General features: G+C 66.6%; 22 protein-coding genes. 14 read left to right on the forward strand and 8 right to left on the reverse strand.

Annotation, left to right across the window (positions count from 1 at the left end):
* Positions 1 to 14: 14 nt before the first annotated feature.
* Entirely contained in the window at positions 15 to 395 is a 381-nt protein-coding gene (locus ACWEWT_RS01140) for a nuclear transport factor 2 family protein (RefSeq protein WP_452554904.1), read from the reverse strand.
* Positions 396 to 800: 405 nt separating this feature from the next.
* Between ACWEWT_RS01140 and ACWEWT_RS01145 the strand changes: the two genes are divergently transcribed.
* The 9 genes from ACWEWT_RS01145 (at position 801) to ACWEWT_RS01185 (ending at position 11,235) form a co-directional block, all read left to right on the forward strand.
* The gene (locus ACWEWT_RS01145; protein WP_452554906.1) at positions 801 to 2,297 is read left to right on the forward strand and encodes an MFS transporter; all 1,497 of its coding nucleotides are present in this window, start codon (positions 801 to 803) and stop codon (positions 2,295 to 2,297) included.
* A gap of 100 nt (positions 2,298 to 2,397) precedes the next feature.
* Complete coding sequence (locus ACWEWT_RS01150) at positions 2,398 to 2,787, forward strand: VOC family protein (RefSeq protein WP_452554908.1); 390 nt, start codon at positions 2,398 to 2,400, stop codon at positions 2,785 to 2,787.
* Between the two features lie 311 nt (positions 2,788 to 3,098).
* Entirely contained in the window at positions 3,099 to 4,151 is a 1,053-nt protein-coding gene (locus tag ACWEWT_RS01155) for a hypothetical protein (RefSeq protein ID WP_452554910.1), read from the forward strand.
* A gap of 381 nt (positions 4,152 to 4,532) precedes the next feature.
* Positions 4,533 to 6,020, forward strand: a complete 1,488-nt coding sequence (locus ACWEWT_RS01160) for an FAD-binding protein (RefSeq protein ID WP_452554912.1) — start codon at positions 4,533 to 4,535, stop codon at positions 6,018 to 6,020.
* Between the two features lie 443 nt (positions 6,021 to 6,463).
* Positions 6,464 to 7,411: an SMP-30/gluconolactonase/LRE family protein gene (locus ACWEWT_RS01165; RefSeq protein WP_452554914.1), complete on the forward strand. Its 948-nt coding sequence runs from the start codon at positions 6,464 to 6,466 to the stop codon at positions 7,409 to 7,411.
* A 33-nt stretch (positions 7,412 to 7,444) separates the two neighbouring features.
* Positions 7,445 to 8,350: an SDR family NAD(P)-dependent oxidoreductase gene (locus ACWEWT_RS01170; RefSeq protein ID WP_452554916.1), complete on the forward strand. Its 906-nt coding sequence runs from the start codon at positions 7,445 to 7,447 to the stop codon at positions 8,348 to 8,350.
* Between the two features lie 33 nt (positions 8,351 to 8,383).
* The gene (locus ACWEWT_RS01175; protein ID WP_452554917.1) at positions 8,384 to 9,622 is read left to right on the forward strand and encodes a cytochrome P450; all 1,239 of its coding nucleotides are present in this window, start codon (positions 8,384 to 8,386) and stop codon (positions 9,620 to 9,622) included.
* A gap of 8 nt (positions 9,623 to 9,630) precedes the next feature.
* A complete protein-coding gene (locus ACWEWT_RS01180; protein ID WP_452554919.1) occupies positions 9,631 to 9,951 on the forward strand; it encodes a 2Fe-2S iron-sulfur cluster-binding protein in 321 nt (106 codons plus the stop codon).
* Between the two features lie 3 nt (positions 9,952 to 9,954).
* On the forward strand, positions 9,955 to 11,235 hold the full coding sequence (locus ACWEWT_RS01185) for an NAD(P)/FAD-dependent oxidoreductase (protein WP_452554921.1): 1,281 nt from the start codon (positions 9,955 to 9,957) through the stop codon (positions 11,233 to 11,235).
* A 101-nt stretch (positions 11,236 to 11,336) separates the two neighbouring features.
* On the opposite strand, the gene ACWEWT_RS01190 is transcribed toward ACWEWT_RS01185, so the two are convergent.
* Genes ACWEWT_RS01190 through ACWEWT_RS01215 form a run of 6 tightly spaced genes read right to left on the reverse strand, consistent with a single transcriptional unit; the run spans position 11,337 to position 17,364 of the window.
* A complete protein-coding gene (locus ACWEWT_RS01190; protein ID WP_452554923.1) occupies positions 11,337 to 12,302 on the reverse strand; it encodes an alpha/beta hydrolase in 966 nt (321 codons plus the stop codon).
* The gene (locus tag ACWEWT_RS01195) at positions 12,299 to 13,027 is read right to left on the reverse strand and encodes a GntR family transcriptional regulator (RefSeq protein WP_452554925.1); all 729 of its coding nucleotides are present in this window, start codon (positions 13,025 to 13,027) and stop codon (positions 12,299 to 12,301) included. Before ACWEWT_RS01195 ends, ACWEWT_RS01190 begins: the two co-directional genes overlap by 4 nt.
* On the reverse strand, positions 13,024 to 14,301 hold the full coding sequence (locus ACWEWT_RS01200) for a CaiB/BaiF CoA transferase family protein (protein ID WP_452554926.1): 1,278 nt from the start codon (positions 14,299 to 14,301) through the stop codon (positions 13,024 to 13,026). The genes ACWEWT_RS01195 and ACWEWT_RS01200 overlap by 4 nt, the downstream gene beginning before the upstream one ends.
* Positions 14,298 to 15,404 (reverse strand): acyl-CoA dehydrogenase family protein, encoded by a 1,107-nt coding sequence (locus ACWEWT_RS01205; protein WP_452554928.1) that lies wholly within the window; start codon positions 15,402 to 15,404, stop codon positions 14,298 to 14,300. Before ACWEWT_RS01205 ends, ACWEWT_RS01200 begins: the two co-directional genes overlap by 4 nt.
* A complete protein-coding gene (locus ACWEWT_RS01210) occupies positions 15,401 to 16,567 on the reverse strand; it encodes an acyl-CoA dehydrogenase family protein (RefSeq protein WP_452554930.1) in 1,167 nt (388 codons plus the stop codon). Before ACWEWT_RS01210 ends, ACWEWT_RS01205 begins: the two co-directional genes overlap by 4 nt.
* Entirely contained in the window at positions 16,564 to 17,364 is an 801-nt protein-coding gene (locus ACWEWT_RS01215) for an enoyl-CoA hydratase/isomerase family protein (protein ID WP_452554932.1), read from the reverse strand. Before ACWEWT_RS01215 ends, ACWEWT_RS01210 begins: the two co-directional genes overlap by 4 nt.
* Positions 17,365 to 17,494: 130 nt before the next feature.
* Between ACWEWT_RS01215 and ACWEWT_RS01220 the strand changes: the two genes are divergently transcribed.
* The 3 genes from ACWEWT_RS01220 (at position 17,495) to ACWEWT_RS01230 (ending at position 20,333) form a co-directional block, all read left to right on the forward strand.
* Entirely contained in the window at positions 17,495 to 18,253 is a 759-nt protein-coding gene (locus ACWEWT_RS01220; protein ID WP_452554934.1) for an SDR family NAD(P)-dependent oxidoreductase, read from the forward strand.
* On the forward strand, positions 18,250 to 18,657 hold the full coding sequence (locus ACWEWT_RS01225) for a VOC family protein (protein WP_452554936.1): 408 nt from the start codon (positions 18,250 to 18,252) through the stop codon (positions 18,655 to 18,657). The genes ACWEWT_RS01220 and ACWEWT_RS01225 overlap by 4 nt, the downstream gene beginning before the upstream one ends.
* A 98-nt stretch (positions 18,658 to 18,755) precedes the next feature.
* On the forward strand, positions 18,756 to 20,333 hold the full coding sequence (locus tag ACWEWT_RS01230) for an FAD-dependent oxidoreductase (RefSeq protein ID WP_452554938.1): 1,578 nt from the start codon (positions 18,756 to 18,758) through the stop codon (positions 20,331 to 20,333).
* A 108-nt stretch (positions 20,334 to 20,441) separates the two neighbouring features.
* Here the strand turns inward: ACWEWT_RS01230 and ACWEWT_RS01235 are convergent, their stop codons facing one another.
* A complete protein-coding gene (locus ACWEWT_RS01235) occupies positions 20,442 to 21,242 on the reverse strand; it encodes an IclR family transcriptional regulator (RefSeq protein ID WP_452554940.1) in 801 nt (266 codons plus the stop codon).
* Between the two features lie 245 nt (positions 21,243 to 21,487).
* Between ACWEWT_RS01235 and ACWEWT_RS01240 the strand changes: the two genes are divergently transcribed.
* Positions 21,488 to 22,582, forward strand: a complete 1,095-nt coding sequence (locus tag ACWEWT_RS01240; protein ID WP_452554941.1) for a 2Fe-2S iron-sulfur cluster-binding protein — start codon at positions 21,488 to 21,490, stop codon at positions 22,580 to 22,582.
* 195 nt (positions 22,583 to 22,777) lie between these two features.
* On the forward strand, positions 22,778 to 23,962 hold the full coding sequence (locus tag ACWEWT_RS01245; RefSeq protein WP_452554943.1) for a Rieske 2Fe-2S domain-containing protein: 1,185 nt from the start codon (positions 22,778 to 22,780) through the stop codon (positions 23,960 to 23,962).
* Positions 23,963 to 23,975: the final 13 nt, after the last annotated feature.

The raw sequence follows: 23,975 nt of genomic DNA on the forward strand, positions 1-23,975 counted from the left end.
GAACACCTGCATGGTCACCGTCCGCGAGTGGTTTCGACGTCGTCCGGATTCCAGTAGGCGCGCATACCGGTGATGAGACCGTCGTCGCCGAAGGTCATCACATCGATCGGCTCGATCGTGACGGTCCGGTCCGGCATCGTGGTGACGACTCGCATATGGAACGCCGCGCTGTCACCGGAGACGCGGCGCGCGAGCAATTCCGCGGTGCGGGCGACACTGTCGAGCGAGCTGTAGAAGGTGATGATGTCGTCGCGACCGATACGGATATCGCCGCCCACCGGGTCTTCCAGAGTGGCCGTCCCGTGGTAGAGGGCCCCGATCTCCTCCGCGGTACCACTGCCGAGCCTGGAGACGTACTCGGCGACCGCAGCGGTGATCTGCGCGGTGGAGGGCATCGGATTCCTTTCCCGACGGCACGGTCGGCCGTCGCGACAGCCACAATGGGAACGCATCGAGCCGACGTGTGGTTACCCGCATTCCGTTGGATGGGAAAGTGACCCGTGCCGTCGGCGGATGCTCACCGGGCACTCGACCGACCCGCTCCCGCTGAACGGAATCGTGCGGTTCGGCCCGGCCGCGCGCACCTTATCGTCCCGTTGTGCCGACCGGTGGTGACCGGAGTCACGTTCGATCCGTCGCCGATTCCGGTGCAGTACTTCCGCGTCGACCCTGGACCCGCCGAATTCGGCTGCCGAAGCTCGAATCGAGCAGCAGCGGCCGGGTTGACAACCGCGCTGTGAGTGCAATCCGGTGATCCAGGCGGCCGATGCCCGGACCCACTCGACTCAGGAGAACAATCGATGTCCGCTCTCTCGTCCCGGTCCGGTACCGGGAACTCCGGAGTCACCCCGGCTGACACTTCGTGGCCGCTGGTTGTCACAGCATTGGTTCTCGCCGAATGCGTGAGCGCCTTCGAAGCCGGCATGATCTTCATCGCGTTGCCCCGATTCGGCGAGATATTCCAGGCTCCGGCCTCCACGACGGGGTGGTCCGTCACGGCCTACATGCTCGTGGCCGCCACCGCAGCTCTGGTCGGGGGTCGGCTCGGTGATATGTACGGGCGCAAGAAGATTCTGCTCGTCGTCATGCTCGTCTCGGCTCTCGGATCGTTGATCAGCGTGTTCGGTGATTCCATGGCTGCGATCATCGCCGGACGGGGTGTGCAGGGGGCCGCGGGTGCGATCCTGCCGCTGTGTTACGGCCTCGCGCGCGAGGTGCTACCCGCTCGAAAGGTTCCGATAGCAGTGGGATTCATCGGCGGTGCCGCGCTGCTGGCAGGTTCGGGAGGCTCGCTGATCGCCGGGGTCCTCCTCGATGTGGCGGACTGGCATATGATCTTCGTCTTCGCCGCTGTGCTGGCCGTTGTGGCCTCCGTTGTTGTCGGATTCGGGCTTCCGGGGGCGCAACCCTCCACGGGGCTGCCCCGGTTCGACTATGTGGGCGCGGTCCTGCTGACGCCCGGCCTGACCGCGCTTCTGTACGGCATTACGCAGGGTCCGAAGTGGGGCTGGACCAGCTTCGGTGTCGTCGGTCCGATCGTTGCGGGTCTGGGCGTCTTGACGGTGTGGACGTTCTGGGAACTGGGACAGCCGGAACCTCTGGTAGACCTGCGCGTCCTGGCCAGTAGGAGAATGTCGCTCAACCTGATCGGGCTGTCGGTCCTCGCGCTCGGACCAGTCGGCGCCGTGCAGATCGTGACGCCGATGATCCTGCAGTCGCCGACGGCGTTACCGGTCGGGCTCGGCGTATCCGCGACGGTCACGGGGCTGGTGGCCGGTATCGGAGCGCTGGTCGGTTTCGCCGCCTCACCGATCGCGGGGGCGGTGGCCGGCCGGTGGGGTGGTCGGACAGCTTTCCTGATCGGGGCCGCGCTGCTGGCCGTGGCCAACCTCATGATCTTCGTGGGCCACAAGTCCCTACCTGTGATGATGGGTGTATTCGCTGTCGCGGCCGTCGCCACTGCATTCGCCTATACCGGCTATCCGAAGATCGTGATCGAATCCGTACCCGACAGCGTCACGAGCGTCACGACGGGTGTTCTGAGCACCGCCCGGCAGGCGTTCTCGGCCGTGGGTGTGGCCGTTGTGTCGGTCATGCTCTCCCTGGCGACCGTGCCGGGGACCACCGCACCCGCATTGTCTTCGTTCAATGTGGCGGTCGGTTGGTTCATCGGCTGCTCGCTGGTCGTCGCGGTCATCTGCCTGTTCATCGGCCGGCCCGAGCAGACAGGAGGAGGGGACTGCGAGATCGCTACCGGTGAGGAGGGAACCGGAGCACCGGTGGTGCGTGTCCGATAGTCGGCGGGTTGCCGATTCTGCCCGGCGTTCTCCATCGCTCCGTAGCCGCCGACGCCCACGGTGTAATTCACCCACCGTGTATCCAGAGAGAGGAATACACATGCCGTATCCGCGCTTTGCCTTCACGAAGATTCTCGTGAATGATCTGACCGCGCAATTCGATTTCTACTCGGCGGTCTTCGGCCGGGCGGAGCGAACACGCTACGAGTTCGACGACCGCGCCGATCCGCTGGCCGAGATCATCATGACCTCTTCCGACGGAACCGAGCAGTCGCTGGTCCTGTTGCACTACAGGGACCGGCCCGCGCCGGCGCCGGGTTCGGCTGTGATCGGGTTCGAAGTACACGGCCTCGATGATGTGGTCCGGCGGGCCGAGGAGGCCGGTGCCACCGTTACCGAAGCACCCCGGACGATGGCAGAGATCGGTATCAGAGTCGCCTTCGTGCACGACCCGGAGGGCCACGTGCTGGAACTCTTCGAGCGGATGTGACCGGGATTCGGCGTCCTTTCCCAACCCGTGTCGTGCTTCTCGTTGAACGGGAAACGCGATGGTCTTCCATCGGTGCCGCGACATAGCTTCGAAAGGGAACAGTCCCGACCACTCAGGCCCCACCCAGCTTCGCAGCGGGGTTGCGATCCGATCCACCAACCCGGTAGGAACACCGACTCCGCCCCGCCGGTCGGCTGCGGGTTCCGCAGACGCCCTGGGGCCGATGGACGAGACCAGCCGGTCACCGGCCGGCCCAACACCGCGTACGGCTGTTCACTTTACGGCGTCGCGGATCGAAGGAAGGGAATATCATGACCACATCAGTCTCGGCTCCCGGCCGCCGTCCACTCGTCCCGGTCGCGCCGCCCCGCGTGGTCGACGACCTCTACTCGAGCGCGGAGATCGCCGCTTTGTTCGGGGTGGTCGGCGACCACGGACCGTGGCCACTGGTGCTCGCCCATCACTTCACCTCGACCGAGGAGTATCTCGCCGTTTCTGGCGGTTCCGACCACCGGCCGGACGCCGTACTGTCCGACTTCGCCGCGCCGGTATTCCGCGGCTACCTGGCCAAAGAAGGGGTTGCCTTCTACGACGAGATCCGCGATATCTACCTGAGCCGGACGTTGCTCGACCACGCGAAGAGCGTGCACGGTGCTCGGTACGGCATGGCCCACCACATGCTGTTCAACATGGCGGTGCCTTCGCGCAGCTTCGACGCGGGTCATTTCGACAGCGGCAACTGGCGGGGAATGAGTTCGGTGGACACCCCGGTGTGGCTGCTGAGTGTAATGGCGAAATCGGGGCTGTTCGACGAGTGGGAGGTCAAGACCGCGCAGGTGATCACCTACTTCTACGACTCCGACCTCGACGGCGGGTTCACTTATTGGCCCGACGGCCCCGAACGCGCACCGCAGCGGTTGGCTGCCCCGTTCTGGAATACGGCTGTCCTGTCGGACAACTCGAAGATGTATCACCGGCGTGAGGCGAACGGACCACGGGACCAACGGGATATACCCCAGCTGCGGATGCACACCCGATTGCACGGCGAGGACGGGCAGTGGGTGGTGCGCAACGGCGATGCCGAGATCGGGCGATACACCGACGGTGATGTTCGTACCCTCTTCCATTACACGGCGCTGGTTTTCGACGACCAGCGCGACGCGGACCGCTGTCTCGACCACACCGACGACCTGACCGCTGCAAAGGTTTTCGACATCCTGGGCGACGATCTGCAGCGCCGGGGGATCGCCTTCGAGTTCCCGGCCGACCCGATGGCCGATCGTGACTTCATCGCGCTGCTCACCGCCACCTACGCCATGGCGCCCGCCGCGTACCCTGCCGAAGCGCCGCTCGACGTCAACTGATCACCGGCCCGATACACGGTGCGGATGAGCATCCGCACCGCTTCTCTACCCGCGCGGAGCCACGTCGGCCGAGCCCCTCGGTGACGGAACCCCGTTCACGGTGCGCAACGTCGGGTCGTCGGCCGTGCGTGCTCGTGGCCGTCGTCCTGTTGCACGACAGCAGATGCAGTTCTGCGAGAAAGTAGCTCGGGCTTTGGCGCCTGCGCTCGATGATCAGGCCCCGAGGTGTCCTCGGATGCCAGGTCGATATCGTCTGTGGCAGAGCCACCGACGGTGCGAACCGACTGGGGCACACTACTCGGCCCCGGTTGCGCGCGGCGGCGTTCCGCCAGATGGGAACGAGTCTTCCGAGTCGGCGGTCGATGAGCCGATGCTCCCGCCATGCACGTGGATACTCCCCGGATCATGCACACCGACGAGGTGCGGGACTGGTCCGATGAAGTCGATGTCGTCGTCATAGGTGCCGGTATCGCAGGCTGCTGTGCGGCCGCCGAGGCTGCCGCCGTCGGCGCTCGGGTACTGGTGCTCGAGCGCGCCGCGGTGGCCGGTGGCACGTCGGCACTGGCGGGTGGCCACTTCTACCTGGGAGGCGGCACCGCGGTACAGCTGGAGACCGGCCACCGCGATACGGCCGAAGAGATGGAGAGGTACCTCACCGCAGTATCACCGGATCCGGAAGAGGACAAGATCCGGGCCTACTGCACCGGCAGCGTGGAGCATTTCACCTGGCTCGAAGATCTCGGATTCCGGTTCGAACGCAGCTTCTTTTCCGAGAAGGCGGTGATTCAGCCCGGGACCGAGGGCTTGATGTACACCGGCAACGAAAAAGTGTGGCCCTTCTGCGAATCGGCGTTGCCCGCACCGAGAGGACACAAGGTTCCGGTCAGCGGCGACACCGGGGGCGCCGCGCTGGTGACGGACCTACTCGTCGAGCGACTCGGCCGGCTCGGCGTCGAGATCCGCTACGAGACCGGCGCCCGGCACCTGGTGCGCGGTCGGGACGGCACGGTGGTCGGTGTCGGCTGGAAGCGGCTGTCCGAACACGGAACCATAAGGGCAGCGGCCGTTGTCATCGCGGCCGGTGGTTTCGTGATGAACGAGCAGATGGTGCGGGACTTCGTTCCGGCACTCGCGCAGCGGCCCTATCCGCTCGGTACACCCTTCGACGACGGGCTGGGTATCCGGCTCGGAATTTCGGCGGGCGGCGCCGTGCGACATATGGACCGGTGCTTTCTCACCGCCCCGATCTATCCTCCGGCCCGCCACCTGACCGGGATTGTGGTCAACTCGGCGGGTGAGCGGTTCGTGGCCGAGGATTCCTACCACGCCCGCACGGCCGCGTTCGTGCTGGAACAGCCGGATGCGAAGGCCTATCTGATACTCGACGAAGCACACCTCGGCAAACGTGACTTTCAACTGGTGCCGTTCATCGACGGCTGGGAAACGGTCACCGAAATGGAAGCCGCGCTGAGCATTCCGGCGGGAAAGCTGCAGGACACTCTCGCTCGCTACAACGCGTACGCGGCGAACGGGACCGACCCGGATTTCCACAAACAACCCGAATACGTCGAGGCCCAGGATCGCGGTCCATGGGCCGCGTTCGACCTCTCCCTGGGCGTGGCGTCATATGCCGGCTTCACTCTCGGTGGGCTGAGTACCACCGTCGACGGTGAAGTCCGGCGCACAGACGGGGTCGTGGTCGCGGGTTTGTACGCGGCCGGAGCCTGTGCGGCGAATTTGGCCCAGGACGGGAAAGGCTACGCGAGCGGTACACAGCTGGGCGCGGGCTCCTACTTCGGTCGCCGGGCGGGACAACACGCGGCCGGGCGTGCCCTGCGTTCGGTACTCCCGGTCGGTTCCGGGCAATGAGCACCCCGGCCGCATCGGTGGGTACACGAATCATCCGTCGGGCTCGGCCGCCAGATTCGGCGGGATGGGGCCGTGATACCACCTGAACTGCGCATTCCGTCGAAAAAGGGCCGAGTGCTCCCGCTGAATGGGAGGGCATCGATCGGGCCCTTACCCAGACCCTATCGTCCTGACATGCTACGCGCTTGTGACGCAGTTCACCGACGGAGACCACGTTCGCCGAACCCGTCGCACCGCTCCGCCCCCGGGGCGTCGTGAGCCGCTGCATCGCTCGGTAGTACCGGGCACCCGCACGGCTTCGCCGCACGAGTAAGCCAACGGAAAGCGCGCGCTCCGCCACTCGTAATCACGACCCGACCATTCACCAGGTCCGACTCGATCACCCCCTGCCCCAGGGATATACGTCGGACCGCCGGTCACCGTTTCTGGAAGGTCCTGCAATCATGACAAACCCCGTCGACACCGTTGCCGCTGCCGTCGCCGCAGCAGGAGCCCCGACAAACGGAGCCCGTCGTATCTCCGGTGGCTACTCCTGGCCGGAGTGCCCGCGGTGGCACGAGGACACCTTCTGGTTCTCCGATATGTACACCGGCACACTGAAAAAACTCGATACGCAAGGCAATGCCCAGGTGGTTGTGGACGCGACAGGCCGTGCCGCCGATACGGAGGCGCCGATCGTGCTGGGCGGCTTCGGCTGGCTGCCGGACGGGCGACTGATCGTGGTTTCGATGCACGAGAAACTCGTCCTCATCCACGGTGGCGGCGCACCCGACGATCTGAGCGTGTACGCCGACCTCGCTCCGCACACCGCGGCCGCCGCAAACGATATGGTGGTCGACGCCCACGGCCGCGCCTATATCACTCAGCTCGGATTCGATATCTTCAAAGGCGACGAGCCGGTGGCCTCCCCCCTCATCGTGGTGGATCCGGACGGCACGGTCACGACGCCGGAGAAGGTCGGGCCGCTGATGTGCGCGAACGGTATCGCCATCAGCGAGGACGGCACCAAGGTCTACACGGCCGAAGTAATGGCCTTCAAGATCACCGTGATGGATCGTGCCGTGGACGGCACTCTCTCGAACCCGAGGGAATTCGCCCCCTGTCCCTTCATGCCCGACGGTATCGGCCTCGACGCCGACGGCGGAGTCTGGGCGGCCATGCCGGGCGGCGGTTACGTCGCACGTTTCACCGACAAGGGGCTCACCCACGCGGTCGCGTTGCCGTTACAGGACGGAATCGCCTCGGCCTGCCTGCTCGGCGGCCCGGAGCGCCGAACCCTCTATATGACTGTCGGCTTCGAGGTCTTCGACTTCGAGAAATCTGCCCGGGAAGCACAGGGATCCATCTGGGTCGCCGACGTCGATCACTCCGGTGGCGCGACCCGCCCCTGACCTGTACATATACCACAGAAACTCTGAGGAAACATGGCAACATTGGACTTCTCCGATCGCATCGTCATCGTCACCGGCGCGGGGCGCGGTATCGGTCGTGCCCACTCACTGCTGCTCGCGTCCCGTGGCGCTTCGGTTGTGGTCGGCGATCTCGGCGCCCGCATCGATGGCTCCGGAGTCGACGGCGACAACCCGGCCGCGGAGGTCGTCGCGGAGATCGCGGCCGCGGGGGGCAAGGCCGTAGCCTGCACCGGCGATGTGTCCACCGAAGAAGGAGCGCGCGCGCTCGTCGATACTGCGGTGGCCTCCTTCGGTGGGCTGACCTCGGTCGTCAACAACGCCGGGATCGTGCGGGCGGCCCCGTTCGCCGAAGTGCCGGACGAGGAGTACCAGCGGCATCTCGATGTCCACTATTTCGGTTCACTACGGGTCATTCGCGCCGCGTGGCCACATCTGTTGCGAGCGGAGGCGCCCCGGATCGTGAACACCATTTCCCAGGCGATGCTGGGCAATCCGGGAATGTCGCATTACGGCGGCTCCAAGGGCGCGCTGTTCGGCCTCACCCGCAACCTCGCCCTCGAAGGACTGGAGGCGGGTATCAAGGTCAACGCGATCGCGCCCGGCGCCGGCACCCGGATGGCCGAGGCCGCCGCGGACACCCTGTCCCCGGAGGTCATGGAGTACATGCGCACGGCATTGCTGCCCGAGCATGTCGCACCGGTCGTCGCCTACCTGCTGCATCCCTACTGCGAGGTCACCGGCGAAGTATTCAACGTGGCGGGCGGCATCGTGAACAGGCTGGCCCTGGTGAACACGGTGGGTATCCACGATCCGGGCCTCACTGTGGAAACCGTGGCCGACCGGTTCGGCGCGGTCATGGCGATCACCCCGGAAGCGATTCCGCAATTGGTCGCGCCCGCGCAGCTACCCGCCTCCTGATCCAGGTCCCACCACCCCTATTGGAGTGATCCGATGAGTACAACCGAAACGGCCGGCAATGCCGTGAGCACCGATTACCCCTTCCCGCCGGTGGCGCCGGACGAAGCGATGAACCGCTATCACGCGATCGCCGCCGATCGGCCGATGACCAAGATGACCATGCCCTTCGGTGGCGATGTCTGGGTGATCCACCGTAACGCCGCGGCCCGGGAGATGCTGAGTGACGGCCGGTTCGTTCGCGAACCGTTCCGTACCGGCGAGCGGGTGGTGCCCTATTTCGTCGAGTTCCCGGACTTCCTGAAGACCACGCTGCAGTTCGAGGATCCGCCGCATCACACCAAGCTGCGGAAGCTGGTGCAGCGCTCGATCTCTCCGAAACGGGTCAAGGCGATGCGTGATTCGGCGGTGGAATTCGCCGATCACCTCATAGACGAGATGGTCGCCAAAGGTGCGCCGGCCAACCTTGTGCACGACTACGCGGTCGCGCTGCCGATCCAGATGCTGGCGAATCTGCTCGGCGTGCCGCCGGAGGACCGGCCGAAATTCCAGAAGTGGAGCTCCTCGACGCTCGCGGTCGCGAATATGCCCGAGGAAGAGGTCGTGGCGAACATGACCGAGCTCGTCGTCTACATGATGGGCCTGATCGAGGAACGTCGAAAGGATCCGCGCGAGGATCTGCTCAGCGATCTGGCCAACGCCCGCGACAAAGACGACAGCCTCACCGACGGTGAGATCCTGCCGATCGCATTGGTGCTGATCATCGGCGGTTTCGACAATACGGCGAACTTCATCTGCGCCGGTGTGCACTCGCTGTTGCGCAATCCCGATCAGCTCGACCTCTTCCTTGCCGATCCCGACGGTGTGGCGCCGACCGCGGTGGAGGAGATCCTGCGCCACGGACGGATGGCCGTCGGGTCGACGGTCACCGGTGGCGGTGGACTGGTGCCGTTCGTGGCGATTGAGAATGTGGAGCTGGACGGGCAGATGATCGCCGCAGGAGAGGCTGTCCTGGTCGATCCCGCGTCGGTCAATCACGACGGTGCGGTCGTCGAGAACGACGGAGTGTTCGATATCCGGCGTGCGAACAATCCACATCTCACCCTGAGCTACGGACTGCACCACTGTCTCGGTGCTCCGCTCGCGCGGATGGAGATGCAGGTCGGTCTGGCGGAGTTGTTCAAACGACTGCCGGACCTGCGGCTCGAGGGTGAGGCCGTTATCGATATGGACAACTTGACCCAGGCGGTCGTCGATCTGCCCGTCTCCTGGTAGGAGCAACCATGCCGAAAGTGTTCTACACCCAACCGGACGGTGCGGTGAAGGTGATCGACGGCGCCGTGGGCGATTCGGTGATGTCGACCGCAGTGAAGAACGGCGTGCGTGGCATCGTCGGCCAGTGCGGCGGCACCCTCTCGTGCGCGACTTGCCACGTGTACGTCGACCGTGCCGAGCTGGGAAATTTCCCCGATCCCAGCGAGGACGAGGACGATATGCTCGAATGCACCGCCTCCGACCGCGAGGACAATTCGCGGCTGTCCTGTCAGCTGAAGCTGGCCGACGGGATCGATCTGCACGTCACCGTCCCGGACGAGCAGGTCTGATCCGTGGGGGAATCGGAAAAGGCGCCGGGCTCCGGAACACCGCCGCGCAGCGTCGTGGTGGTGGGAGCTTCGCACGCCGGCGTCCATTTCGCGGACAGCCTGCGCGAAGCCGGCTATGACGGCGGCATCACCCTCATCTCGCATGAACCACGGATGCCGTATCAACGGCCACCGCTGTCCAAAGGATGGTTGAAGGGTGAGGCGACCAGCGAGTTGCTGCTGTTGCGCGACCCCGCGCACTACGCCGACAAAGAGATCGAACTGATCACCGGTGCACGGGCCGACCAGGTGACTCGGACACAGGCCGGAATCCGGGTCCGGCTGGCTGGCGAAGACAGCTCGTGCGCAAGGGAATTCGATCGACTGGTGCTGGCCACCGGCGCGCGGGCCCGGGCCCTGGCACTGCCCGGATCCGATCACCCCGATGTCGTGCTCCTGCGTGATCTCGGCCAGGCTTCGGTCCTGGCCGATCGGGTCCGGAAAGGACCCCTCGTGGTTATCGGTGGCGGCTTCGTCGGACTCGAGGTCGCCGCTACCGCACGGGCCCTGGGCGCGGAAGTGACGGTGATAGAGGCCGGACCGCGGCTATTGGGTCGTGCGGTGGGGCAGATCACCGCGGAGGCGTTGTTCGCGGCGCACCAGGCGATGGAGACCGATATCCAGCTGGATGCACGGCCGACGGCTGTCATTATCGAGCACGGCGGGATCCGCGGCGTCCGGCTCGACGACGGACGTGAGATTCCCGCGGCGACGGTGGTGGTCGGGATCGGCGCCCAGCCGCGCATCGAACTGGCTACCCAGCTCGGCCTGCACTGCGCAGGTGGGGTGGTGGTCGACGACCACTGTCTGGCCTCCGACGGCTGGACGCTGGCCATCGGCGACTGCACCACCCGGGTATCGCCCACCGGCCGCAACTACCGACTCGAATCGGTGGACAACGCCACAACCCAGGCCGAGGTCGCGGCCGCGGCACTGGTGGGGAGTGCCGCGCCGGTCCCGGCAGTTCCGTGGTTCTGGTCGGATCAGGGCGATCAGAAACTGCAGATCGTCGGTCTGATAGGCGATTACACGTCGGTCGTGGTGCGCACCGATCCGGACAGGCCACGACGCCGGGTCGCGCTGTACTTCACCGATGATGCTCTGATCGCGGCCGAATGCCTGAACGCTCCGGCGGACTTCGTGGCGCTGCGCGCGGCGCTTGGGCGCGGCCATCGTCCACGACCGGAAGCGCTGGCCGACAGCAGTATCCCGCTCAAGAGACTGCTCGCGCCGGTTCGCAGCTGAGGCTTCGGTCGATGTCCGGGCAGCGACCCGGTGGAGCAGGAAGGGTGTCGGTGCAGGATCTACGACAGTCACCGGGCTCGCCGGGATGCGCGCTTCGCCCGCTACCGAAACCGTGCCGCCGCGAGCGCCCCGACCTCGGATATCGCCATCCGCGCTCGCGCGACGGAAGGTGCCTGCATGGCGAATCCGTGGCCTACGCCCGGATAACGGAGCTGAGCGGTGGGTACCCCTGCCGCGCGAAGCCGATCGCCGTATGCCTCTACCGCGTCGCGGAGCGGGTCGCCGTATCCCACGGCGAGGATGGCCGGTGGTAGCCCGGCGAGCGAATCGGCCAGGGCAGGGACACCGTAGGGGTCATCGGTGGACGGATCATCACCGAGGTAGAGGTTCTTCATCCAGTCGATGTCTTCGGCGGTGAGGAATGGCGAATCACCGAATTCGCGCATGGAGGGGCGGTCGGTCCGGCGTTCGATACCCGGGTAGAACAACACCTGCTGTGCGATGGCCGGCCCGTTCTCGTCGCGGCTGCGCAGAGCCGTGGCGGTGGCCAGGCTGCCACCGGCGCTGTCGCCGCCGACACCGATGCGGGCCGGATCCACACCCCAGGCGGCGGCGTTGCCGGCGAGCCAGGACAGTGCGGCGTAGGCATCCTCGTTGGCGACCGGATAGCGGTGTTCGGGGGCGAGACGGTAGTCGACATTGCAGACGACGGCGCCGGTGGCGTCGGCCAGATCTCGAGCGAGGCGGTCGAACGAGTGCAGTGAGCCCATGATCATGCCGCCGCCGTGGAACCAGACCAGCGCTGGTGCGTTCTCCGATGGGGCGGCCGGCGGCCGGTAGATGCGCAGTGGGATCTGTCCGTGTGGGCCGTCGGCGGTGGCGTCGTGGACCGACTGCATCGGGGGCCCGGCGGGGCGGTCTATGGCCTCCAGCGCGCGCCGGGCGCCCACCACGCCGACGGAGCGCAGGGACTTGGAGCGATTCGCACGTGTGATGAGCTCGGCCAGGTCGGGATCCCAGGTCGGCCGGGTGGGTCTTCTGTCGGTCGGGGTGGGCACTGGGCTCATTCCTCGTGATCGCTGGGGTCGGGTGATTTGCGGACCGTGGTGCGGGTGGCCCGGAGCATGACCCCGGTACTCGTTTCCCCGCCGCGCCGGTGCAAGTTCATCAGTTCGTCGAGGCGGTCGTTGTCGTGTTCGGTGAGTGCCTCGATCATCTGGTCGTGTTCGGCGACGACCCGGGCGCGGGCGGCCGGGTCGTACAGATATGCCGCGTGGTAGGGCATCGCCAGCGTCCACAGTCGGCGCACCTCGTTGACGACGAGGTTCAGCGGGGACCGGTCGAAGACGGCGAAATGGAAGGCATGGTTGTGCAGCCGCATGGCCAGGAGGTCACCGCGTTCGGCGGCGTCGACGACCAGGTCGCCGAGCCGCCGGACCTCGGCGAGCGCTTCCTCGGTGAATCGGGGCAGGGTGGCGATGATCTCCCGCTCGAGCGCCGCGCGCATCAGGTAGATCTGATCGAAATCCGATTGCTGTAACCGCGCGACTGTATAACCGACGTTGTGTTCGTGGTCCACCAGTCCGGCGGCGGCGAGCTGGCGCAATGCCTCCCGGATGGGGAGTCGGCTCACGCCCAGACGTTCGGCCATCAGCACCTGCCGGATGGGCTGACCGGGCAAGAGTTCGCCGGTGACGATGAGTCGTTCGATCTCTTCGACGACTCGGGTGGCCGCCCGTTCGCCGTCACGCCCGCGGTCGGCGGGCGCGGTGTCTCCGCTCGGTCTGTTCACGGGTTCCCGAAGATACCAGCCGCGCGCAGTTCTTCGATGCGCTCGGTGCGGTAACCCATCGCGGCGAGGACTTCGATGGTATCGGCGCCGAGCGGGACAGCGGGACGCGGTCGGCGGCGGGGCGACCGGCCCAGTGTGATCGGGACGCCGACACCGCGGTAGTCGTCGTCATCGATGAACAGGCCGCGATGACGGACCTGCGCGGATTGCAGCGCTTCGTCGATCGTATGGACCGGGCTCGCGGGCACACCGACCGCCTCGAGCCGTCCACCCAGATCCGTGCGCGAACGTTCGGCGATGCGCTCGCTCAGCAGGGTGACGAGGGCATCCCGGTGGGTGTAGCGGTCGCCGTTGGAGGTGAATCGAGGGTCGTCGGCGAGTTCGGGCAGCCCCAGGGTCTCCACGAGCGAGCGGAACTGGCGATCATTGGCCGCGCTGACGAAGAAATCGCCGTCCGCGGCGCGGAACACCTGGTATGGCGCCACCGTGGGATGGAGGTCTCCGGTCCGTTGTGGCACCCTGCCGCTGGCCATCCAATTGGCGGCGTGCGGATGCAGGATGGAGATGACCGAGTCCAGCAGCGTGATGTCGACCAGCTGTCCCCGCCCGCTGCGTTCACGTTCCAGCATCGCCAGCAGGATGCCACTCACCGCCATATTGGCGGCGACGATATCGACGATGGGGATCCCGACCCGCAGCGGGCTGCCGTCGGGATAGCCGTTGACGCTCATCAGGCCGCCGAAGGATTGCAGAACGGCGTCGTAGCCGGGCAGTCCGCCCATCGGTCCGTCTACGCCGAAACCCGTGATCCGGCAGTAGATCATGCGCGGATGACGTTCGCGCAGGACGGACTCGTAGTCGAACCCCCAGCGCCCCAGCGTGCCCGCCTTGAAGTTCTCGATCACGATATCCGCGCCGGCGAGCAGGTGCGCGAGGATCTCGCGGCCCGCGTCGGTGCGCAAGTCGAGGACGATGTTGTCCTTGCTGTGGTTGAGACTCGCGTAGTAGGCGCTGCTGTTGCCGTTCTCCAGGAAGGGCGGCCCCCAGCCGCGGGTCTCGTCCCCGGCCGGAGCTTCCACTTTGATGACCTCTGCGCCGTGATCGGCCAGCATCTGGGCGGTATAGGGACCGGCCAGCACCCGGCTGAGGTCGAGCACTCGGATTCCGGTGAGCACACCGTTTCCGGTCGAGGTGTCCGCGGTGCGCCAGGCCGCGCGGCCGTCGATCGCGGGTGCGGCGGAATCGTCGGCGGCTTGTGGTGTGGTGACGGTCATCGACTGTTCCCTTCTGCCGCCGCGCCGGTATCCGCGGGGCCGGAGCCGGCCACGAGATCCCAGACATCGGCCCCGTCTTCGAGGATCCGGTCGGCGAGATCACCGGCCCAGTAGCGTTCCGAGCCGTATCGCTCTCGCCAGGTCCACAGCGCCGTTGTGGAGCGGCCGAGCGGATATTCGGAGGTGAATCCGATCGCGCCGTGGAGCTGATGGCCCGCGGCGGCGATCTCCCGAGCCGAGGCGGAGGTCACCACTTTCGCGGCGGCGATCGCGATCCGGGCCCGGTCCGAGTTTTCCCCGGCATCGTTCTCGGCCACCGCGCTCCGGGCGGCTGTTTCGGTGAGCGCGGTCAGCGCGGCCAACCCTGCGAGCCGCTGCTGCACGGCTTGGAACTTGCTCAGCCGACGGCCGAACTGGGTGCGCTGTCCCGCGTAGTCGATGGTCCGGTCGCAGACCGCGCGCGCCGCCGCGGCCATCGCCACCGCGTACGCCAGCGCGCCGCGGAAACGGAGTTCTGAACCGCCGACCGTGGATTCTGCGTATGACTCGACCGGAGCCGCGGCGAAATCATAATCGGCGACGGAAGCGCCGAGGAGGTCGGCGCCGGTTGTGCTGGTGACTCCCGGGCCGGTGGGGGAGAGGATTGCGATCGCCCGGGGGCGGTCGGCGGCCGGGTCGAGAAGGACGACCAGCCGATCGGCGTCGGGCCCGTGTACCGCCGACCGCACCGAGCCGTCCAAGAGCAGTCGGCCGTCGCCGGTTTCGTGGACCGCGGTGTCGGGGCCGGCGGTGGCGATGGTCGCGGTATGCGCTCCGAGGGAGATACCGCAGCGCGCTGCCAGCCATGTGGCGAGGACCGTATGCTCGATGAGCATGGTGAGCGCACCGCCGGTGACCGCTGCCGAGACGACGGTGAGCGCTTCGGCGAGGCTGCCGCCGCTGCCGCCCGCGGATTCCGGAATCCCGATTTCGGTGAAACCCGCCTCGGCGAGTGCCGCCCATACAGCGGTGTCCTGACCGGTGGCGGGCGTGGCAGTGTCGACGCCGGACCGTTCTACCATCGCCCGGGTTGCCGCGCGTAGTTCGGAATTCGGAGAGGTCATCGTAATCCCATTCCGCGGGCGACGATTCCGCGCAGGATCTCGTTCGTACCGCCGCGTAGTGTGAATGCCGGGGTGTGCAGGATGCTGTTGGCCAGTAGCCGGGAGAACGGGTCACCGCCGCTGCGCCGGGGATCGGTATCGCAGGCGGCTCGCACCGCCTCGACGAGATCGCCCTCGAATGCCGAGCCGAGGTCTTTCACCATCGCTGCTCGCACATCGGGGCGGCGACCGGCGGCGAGCTCGGCGGCCACCGACAACGACATTCGGCGCAGGGCCCAGGCGCGGGCGGTGAGCGAACCCAGGGTGATCCGCTGTTCTTCGGTGGCGCCCGACCGGCGCAGCTCGTCGGCCCAGGCCCGGAGCAGCGGCATCGTGGACAGATAGCGTTCGGGTCCGGAACGCTCGAATGCGAGTTCGCTCATCACCTGTGCCCAGCCTGCGCCGCGGCTCCCCAACAGGGCTTCCGGGCCCAGGTGGGCGTCGTGGAAGATCACCTCGTTGAAATGCGCCGCTCCGTCGATACTGCGCAGCGGTCGCACCTCGATATCGGGGTGCGAGAGGTCCACCACGAACTGCGACAACCCGGCTTGCCGGTCGACGGTCTCACCGTCGCTGCGGGCGAGCAGCACCATGGCGTGCGCGATATGCGCCCCGGTGGTCCACACTTTGGTACCACGTAGCGTCCAGGATCCATCGTCGTGGGCAACAGCCCGGGTGCGTACGGCGGCCAGGTCGGAACCCGCATCGGGCTCGCTCATGCCGATGGCGAAGAACAATGTGCCCGAGGCGATTCCGGGCAGATAGCGCTGCTTCTGTTCTTCGGTGCCGTGGGCGAGGATGCCCGGCGCCATCTGGCGGTCGGAAATCCAGTGTGCGGCGACCGGGGCGCCGTACGCGAGCAGTTCCTCGGTCACCACGAAACGCTCGATCGCGGATCTGCCGTGACCGCCGTACCCGGTCGGCAACGTCATCCCGAGCCAGCCCCGCTGTCCCAACCGTGCACTGAATCCGGGGTCGAAGCCACTCATCCAATTGTCCACGGCCGGAACAAAGGAGCCTGCCGTGAGTTCGGCCGCCAAGAAGGCGCGCACTTCGGCGCGAAGCGCGTGCAGTTCCGGGCTGTCGGCGACCGCCGCCGCGCCGGACCCGGTGGTGACGGTCATCGGCCCGGACCCCGCGACGACCAGGACTTCTGCCCCTTACGCGACATCGACCACATCTGCACACCGCGCTCGATCTCGAGGGCCGACGACCAGCTGACCGCCGGAGGACCGAGTTCGAGGCGGGCGCTGGTCATGATCCGCCGGCTGAGTTCGGGATCGGCAGCCGGCGCGGTGGTGAGCTCGGCGATGAGCGTATCGAGATCGGCTTCGGGGACAGCGGCGTAGGCGAGTCCGCAGGCGGCCGCCTCGGTGCCGGTCATCGACCGCCCACACGCGGCGAGGGCCACCGTCCTCGACCAGCCGACCGCACGGCCCAGCAGAGCGAGGTGGCCGCCGCCCGGGTGGATGTTGCGGGCCAGGAAGCCGCTGTCCAGTACGGAATCCGGGGTCACCACCATGATATCGGCGGCGAGCGCCAGGTTCAGGCCTGCGCCGACGGCGCCACCGACGACCCGGGCGATTGTGGGAACAGGGAGAGAGCCGACTCGCACGAAAGCGCCGTAGACCGCCGAAGTTCGGCGCACGGCCTCGGGCGAGGCCGGGTCGGCGGAGGAGGCGGCGAGATCGCGAGTATCGGCACCGCTGCAGAAATACGCACCGGCCGACCGGACGACGACCGCACCGATGGCGGGGTCGTCCTCGACCCGATCGCAGAATTCGCCGATACGTGCGGCCATCTCCAGGGTGATCGCGTTCTTTCGGCGGGGATTGTCGAGGGTCAGTCGCGCAATACCGCCGGCGAACTCGGTGAGCACCGAGGCCTCCGGCGGGGCGCCGACCGAATCGTCTGACGTCATAGATCGCACGCTAGCAGATTGGATCCAAAATAAAATCCAATATTGATTGACAATCTGTGGGGTGCGCCCGGAGAGTGACATACCAGCGAGAGCCCGGACTCTCCGGGTGGTGAGCGGAAAGGAGCAACTCGTGTTCGAGTTGAACGGGCGGATCGCCCTGGTGTCCGGGGCGGGCCAGAGCGTGGGCGAAGGCATCGCGACAGTTCTCGCGCGCCAGGGTGCGGCCGTGATCGTCAACGATCTCTTCGGTGACCGTGCGGAAAAGGTGGCCGCGAATATCGTCGCGGAAGGCAACACGGCCACCGCGCGAGCCTTCGACGTCACCGATTACGAGGCGACCCTCGAGGCCGTCCGCTCGGCCGAAGCCGAATTGGGCGGACAGGTGAGCATCTTGGTGAACAACGCTGGTGTGGCGGAGGCCAGGGTGAGCAAACCGTTCCGGGAACTCACCCCCGACCAATGGCCGCCGTCGATAGATCTGAACATCTACGGGGCGATGAACTGCATCAAAGCTGTCCTCGACGGGATGTGCGACGCCGGGTGGGGGCGGATAGTGCAGATCTCGTCAGGGTCGGCGCGGACCGGGCAGAACATCAATGTGTCGATGTATGCCACCGGCAAAAGTGGTGTCGAGGGTTTCATTCGTCATCTGGCGGCGGAGACCGGCCGGTACGGGGTGACCGCGAATATCGTCGCGCTCGGCCACCAGGCCAACCTCGTCGACAAGATGACGCCGGAGATGATCGACAACATCATCGCGACCATCCCGATCGGCCGGCTGGGCGATCCGATCGAGGTGGGAGCGTTCTGCGCGTATCTGGCCTCCGGCGAGTCGGGGGGAATGACCGGACAGACGCTGGACTTCAACGGCGGGTCACAGACCCGATGAATCCGGAAGCCGCCGTCGGGCCGGCCACAACGATGCTGTCGCTGACCGCGATCCGGGTTTCGGACCTCGCGAAGTCGACCGAGTTCTACACCGCGGGATGCGGATTCGAAACCGAGCGCGAGTTCTCCACTGCGGATTTCGACGCGGCGATCCTGCGGGCCGGTCCGGCCGGTATCGAACTCATCGCGACGCGAGGTGCAGCGGACACTCCGCAACCGGGCAATATGTTCGAGAAGCTCGTGCTCAACACACCGGACGCCGCCGCACTGCTCGCCCGCGCTTGCCGGTTCGGAGGTACCGAGGAGGCACCTGCCCGGGTACTCGAAGGGTTCGGCGGGGTCACCGTCGCTTTTCTGCGCGACCCCGACGGTTATCGCATAGAACTGGTCCAGCGACCGACCTGAACGAGTTCGGCCGTCGATACCGCTGAGCGGGAAAACCGGGTCTGTCGGCGGTCTGTCGCCCGCTAGCGTGCGGCCTTCACCCGCAACAGCGAGAGAGAGTGCAGTCCACGATGACCTGGGGTAAGACCTATGACGTAGTAGTGGTGGGATCCGGCGGCGCCGCCCTGGCCGGAGCCCTGGCCGCCGCCCACCGCGGCCTGTCGGCCTGCGTGATAGAGAAGACCGATCGATTCGGCGGCACCTCCGCGTATTCGGGCGGCAGCGTCTGGCTACCCGGAAACCACGTCCTGGCGCGCCAAGGCGTCCACGATTCCGTCGAACAGGGACTGACCTACTTCGGCGCTGTCGTCGGCGATCGGACGCGCGCGGAGGTTGCGCGGGCCTACCTCGAAACCGGGCCGGTCGTCGCCGACTTCCTCGAGAATGTGGCCGGGATCCCGCTCGAACACCGGCCCTTCCCGGACTACTTCGACGCACCCGGGCGAAGCGCGAACGGCCGCAGCATCTTTGCTCGATCCATCTCGGCCGAGGAGGTGGGCGAACGCTTGGTCCAGGTGCGTCCGATGGTGGCCACCGACCAATTCGACGAGCGCGCCGACCGTTCCACGCTGGATGGTGGCCAGGCGTGGATCGCGCGGATGCTGCTCGCCCTCGACGCGACGGGGCGCGTCGATCTGTTGTCGTCCACTCCGGCCGGACATCTCGTCCAGGACGAGTCGGGGCAGATCACCGGTGTCGTCGTGGCCCTCCCCGACAGCGGAGAGTTCCGTATCCGGGCGCGGGCCGGTGTCCTTCTGGCCGCCGGGGGATACGAGCGTTCCGCGGAGTTGCGACAGCAGTGGCAGAACATGCCGACGGCCGACTGGTCGTCGTCGCATCCGGATACCGGCTCCGGTGACGCGGTGGCGATGCTGAGCGAGGTCGGCGCGGCACTCGACCTGCTGGATCAATCGTGGTGGTGCCCGGCCACGTTGTTCCCCAACGGGCATGCCGCCTTCACTCTCGGCCTCCGCGCTGGGATTGTCGTCGACGGCGACGGTCGCCGTTTCGCCGATGAGATGCTGCCCTATGACCAGATGGGACGCGCCATGCGTACGCGGATGGAGTTGGGCAGTGACGAATTCTGGTTCGTCTTCGACGATCGCTTCGGCGACGGGCTCCCGGCGATATGCGTTCCCTACCCGGACCTAGGAGAACTGGCCGCGGCTGGGCTGTGGCACACGGCGGAGACCGTCGCGGACCTCGCGCAATCGCTGAGTATCGACCCCGACGAACTCGCCGGTACCGTCGACAGGTTCAACGAATTCGCCGCGCGCGGAGTCGACGAAGACTTCCACCGCGGTGAAGACCCGTTCGGGCGTTTCTTCGTGGGTGCCACCGAACCCGGCCAGTGCCTGCGGGCGCTCGACGGAAGCCGGTTCCATGCGGTACGGCTGGTCCTCGGCGATCTCGGAACCAAAGGGGGCGCGGTGATCAACCGCAATGCTGCAGTCGAGCGTCCGGACGGCTCGGTGATAACCGGCCTCTACGCCGCGGGCAATTCCTCGGCGTCGGTCTCCGGAGCGGCCTATCCCGGGCCGGGCGTGCCACTGGGCTCGGGCATGGTGATGGCCTACCGTGCCGTGGCCGATATGGCCGCACGACTGGGCGAGGCGAGGATCGGAGTAGCGTCGTAGCAGACGGGCACCGCCCGCGGCGCCGACTACCGCCGCCGCGGCGCGAGCAAACCGACCTGGGCCGGGAAGGTGGACGAGCCGCCGCCGGCTCGGAGAACGGTGTCCCGGCTAATGCGAGGCGAGGTCCGCGGCCACGCAGCGATCCCAGATCTCACGCGCGGTCACTCGCATGGGACCCACCAACGCGCGGTAGTCGAGCGAGGTCACGGGCGCACATATCGAAATACCGGCCAGATTGCCGTAGATGTGGTCCGGCGGCCCGATCGAGACCCCGACGCAGCCGAGACCGGTGAAGGCTTCCCCGCGATCGAAGGCGGCGCCGCGGTCCCGGACCGCGGCGAGATCTTCTTCGAGCTGGGCGTCCGTGGTCACGCTCTGTGGGGTACGCCGGACGAGTAGGCCGTCGCCGGTGCGCTGCCGTTCATCGACCGGCCGCGGGCGGCCGGATACATCGGCGAGCGCCATCTGGGCCTTGCCCACGGCGGTCAGATGTCCGGGTACCCGTTGTCCGACGGCCGTCGGAGTGGGCCCAGATGCCCGCCCGTTGACTTTTGCCAGGTAGACGGTGTCTCCGCGGTTGAGAATGGCGAGTTGGATGGTGAGACCGGTGCGATGCGCGAACGCTTGCATCACGGGCCGTGCGCCGTGCAGTAGCCGATTCTGATTCAGGGCGGCCTGCCCCATCTCATAGGCCTTGACACCGAGTTCATAGGTCTGCTCGGGTGAGCGCGCGAGCCACCCCGCGCTGGTGAGTTGTTCCAGGAGCCGGTGTGCCGATGAACGGGGCAATCCGGTGCGAGAGGTGACCTGTGCAAGTGTGAGTGGTCCCGCCCCGTTGAAGGTCTCCAGCACCAGGGATACCCGCTCGACCACTGATACCGGCCCCCCGGCGTGACGTGAAATTCTCATGCGGCCTCCCAGCACCAATCACAACTTTGTGACATGAGTCACGGTACTACTTTGCGGGCGTGCCCATCGAAAGCGCCGTGACGTGCGTCGTCACAGACCATCGCATCCGGCTTCGGCCGGAGCCGAGGGAGTCTCCCGATCAGCGAGACGCCGGCCGGAATGCCCTCACCACGCACCGTAGCCTGCCGGTGGCCCGAAGCCGATCCGGTGGGTTGCGGGCGGGCCCGAGACGATCAGGAGAGTGGATGTCCACGGAGACGAGTGCCGGCCCGAAATCCGGTCGTGCCGCCGCCGCCCCCGCCACACACTCGCGCACCCGTCGGGTGCGGGTGCTCGAGGTGATCGAGGAGACGGCCGACGCGCGCTCCTTCGTCGTCGAACCCCACCCCGGACACTCGCGGTCATTCGACTACAAGCCGGGGCAGTTCCTCACGGTCCGGATGCCCGCCGGCGGTACCGGATCCGGTCGGTGCTATTCGCTGTCGAGTTCCCCGCACACCGACGACTCACTCGAATTCACGGTGAAACGGGTCCAGGGCGGACACGGTTCCAATTGGCTGTGTGACGCCGTTTCGGCCGGTGACGACCTGGAGGTGCTGCCACCCGCGGGCCTCTTCACCCCGCGGTCCCTCGACGAGCCGGTCGTCCTGGTGGCCGGCGGCAGCGGTATCACCCCGGCTGTCGCCATCGCGAAGTCGATCCTTTTCGGTGGCACCGGCGACGTGGTGCTGATCTATGCGAACCGGGAGGAGGGGTCGGTGATCTTCGCAGCGGAACTGAAGTCCCTGGAGCAGCACTTCGGCGACCGGTTCCACGTCGTCCACGTGCTCGAGTCCGTGCAGGGTTATCCGAGTGCGCGCTTGTTGTCCGCGCTGCTCCGGCCCTTTCCGAGCAGGTCGGTTTTCGTCTGCGGCCCCGAACCGTTGATGGAATCGACTGTCCGGGTGTGCGCGGAGGTGGGCTTTCCCCGGAACCAGGTCCACTCGGAGCGGTTCCTCTCGTTGAGCAAGGATCCGTTCGCGGACGAGCCCGCCTCGGAGAGCGCTGAGTCCGCGGACGGGGGCGCCGTTGTCCGCCGAGTCCAGGTCTCCCTCGACGGTGCCGAGTATTCGGTGCCCTGGGCCGCGGGTCGGAAACTTCTCGACGCGCTACTCGACGCCGGTCTCGACGCCCCCTGTTCATGCCGGGAAGGTGCATGCAGTGCGTGCGTCTGCGCGCTGAGATCGGGCCGGGTGAGCTTGGCTCACAACGAGATCCTCACTGAGGAAGATCTGGCGGAGGGCTACATTCTGGCGTGTCAGGCGGAGCCGGTGAGTGCAGAGGTCGCGATCGAGTACTGAGCGCTGACGACCACCGGGGGCCGGGCCGCGGGACAGTCGGTATCCGCCACCGCGACGCGGTGGCGTCGAGTCCCGGCAGCCGGTCCGGAAAGCCTCCCATTCAGCAGGAGATCCGCGTCACACCGTCCTGACGCCTGCGAAGGTGGACCCATTGCGACGAGATCCACGGTCGCAACCGTCTGACCAGGAGGTATCGTGAGTTCCACGACCGACACCGGCAACGAGGTCCGTGTCATCGACACCGGCGCGCCGCCCGCGCGATTCGCGCGGGGCTGGCACTGCCTGGGGCTGATCCGTGATTTCGCGGACGGCCGGCCCCATCAGGTGGCGGCGTTCGGCACCGAACTCGTCGTATTTCGTGGCGAAGACGGAAAAGTCAACGTGCTCAATGCCTTCTGCCCGCATATGGGCGGGAATCTGGCCCACGGCACCGTGAAAGGCAACGATATCGCCTGTCCCTTCCACGACTGGCGGTGGCGCGGGGACGGTCGATGCGCATCCATTCCCTACGCGCGGCGGGTCCCACCACTGGCGCGGACCAAATCGTGGCCGACCATGGAGATCAGCGGCCAACTGTTCGTATGGAACGACCCGGAGGGCGGCAAGCCTTCCACCGAACTGACCATTCCGGAAATCCCCACATACGGAGAGGCGGGCTGGACCGACTGGGTGTGGAACTCCTTGGTCGTCGAGGGATCGCATTGCCGCGAGATCGTCGACAACGTCGTCGATATGGCGCACTTCTTCTACGTCCACTACGGCATGCCGACCTATTTCCGGAATGTCTTCGAAGGCCATACCGCGACCCAGATCATGCGCTCGCGTCCGCGCGCCGATGCCGCCGGGGTCAGCACCAATACCAATTACAGCACCGAAAGTCAATCGGACGCTACGTATTACGGTCCCTCCTACATGATCGACAAGCTCTGGAGTGGCGGCCGCGCCGGCGCCGGACAGCCGAACATCTATCTGATCAACTGCCACTATCCGATCGACGCGACATCGTTCCGCCTGCAGTACGGCGTGATCGTGGAGAAGCCGAGCGGAATGGACGACACCGCGGCGGAGCAGGTTGCCGCTGCCGTCGCCGAGGGGGTCGCGATCGGTTTCGAACAGGACGTGGAGATCTGGAAGAACAAATCGCGCATCGACAATCCCCTCCTGTGCGAGGAGGACGGCCCGGTATACCAGCTGCGGCGCTGGTACGAGCAGTTCTATGTCGATATCGCGGATATCCGGCCGGAGATGGTCAACCGTTTCGAGTTCGAGATCGATACCGAGCGCGCACTGAAGAACTGGCAGGCCGAGGTCGACGCGAATGTGGCCGCCGGTCGCAGTGCCATCGCGGCACACCGTCGGACCGCTCCCACCCCGTCCTGACCATTCCCCTGAA

The sequence above is a fragment of the Nocardia sp. NPDC003963 genome (assembly GCF_053605105.1).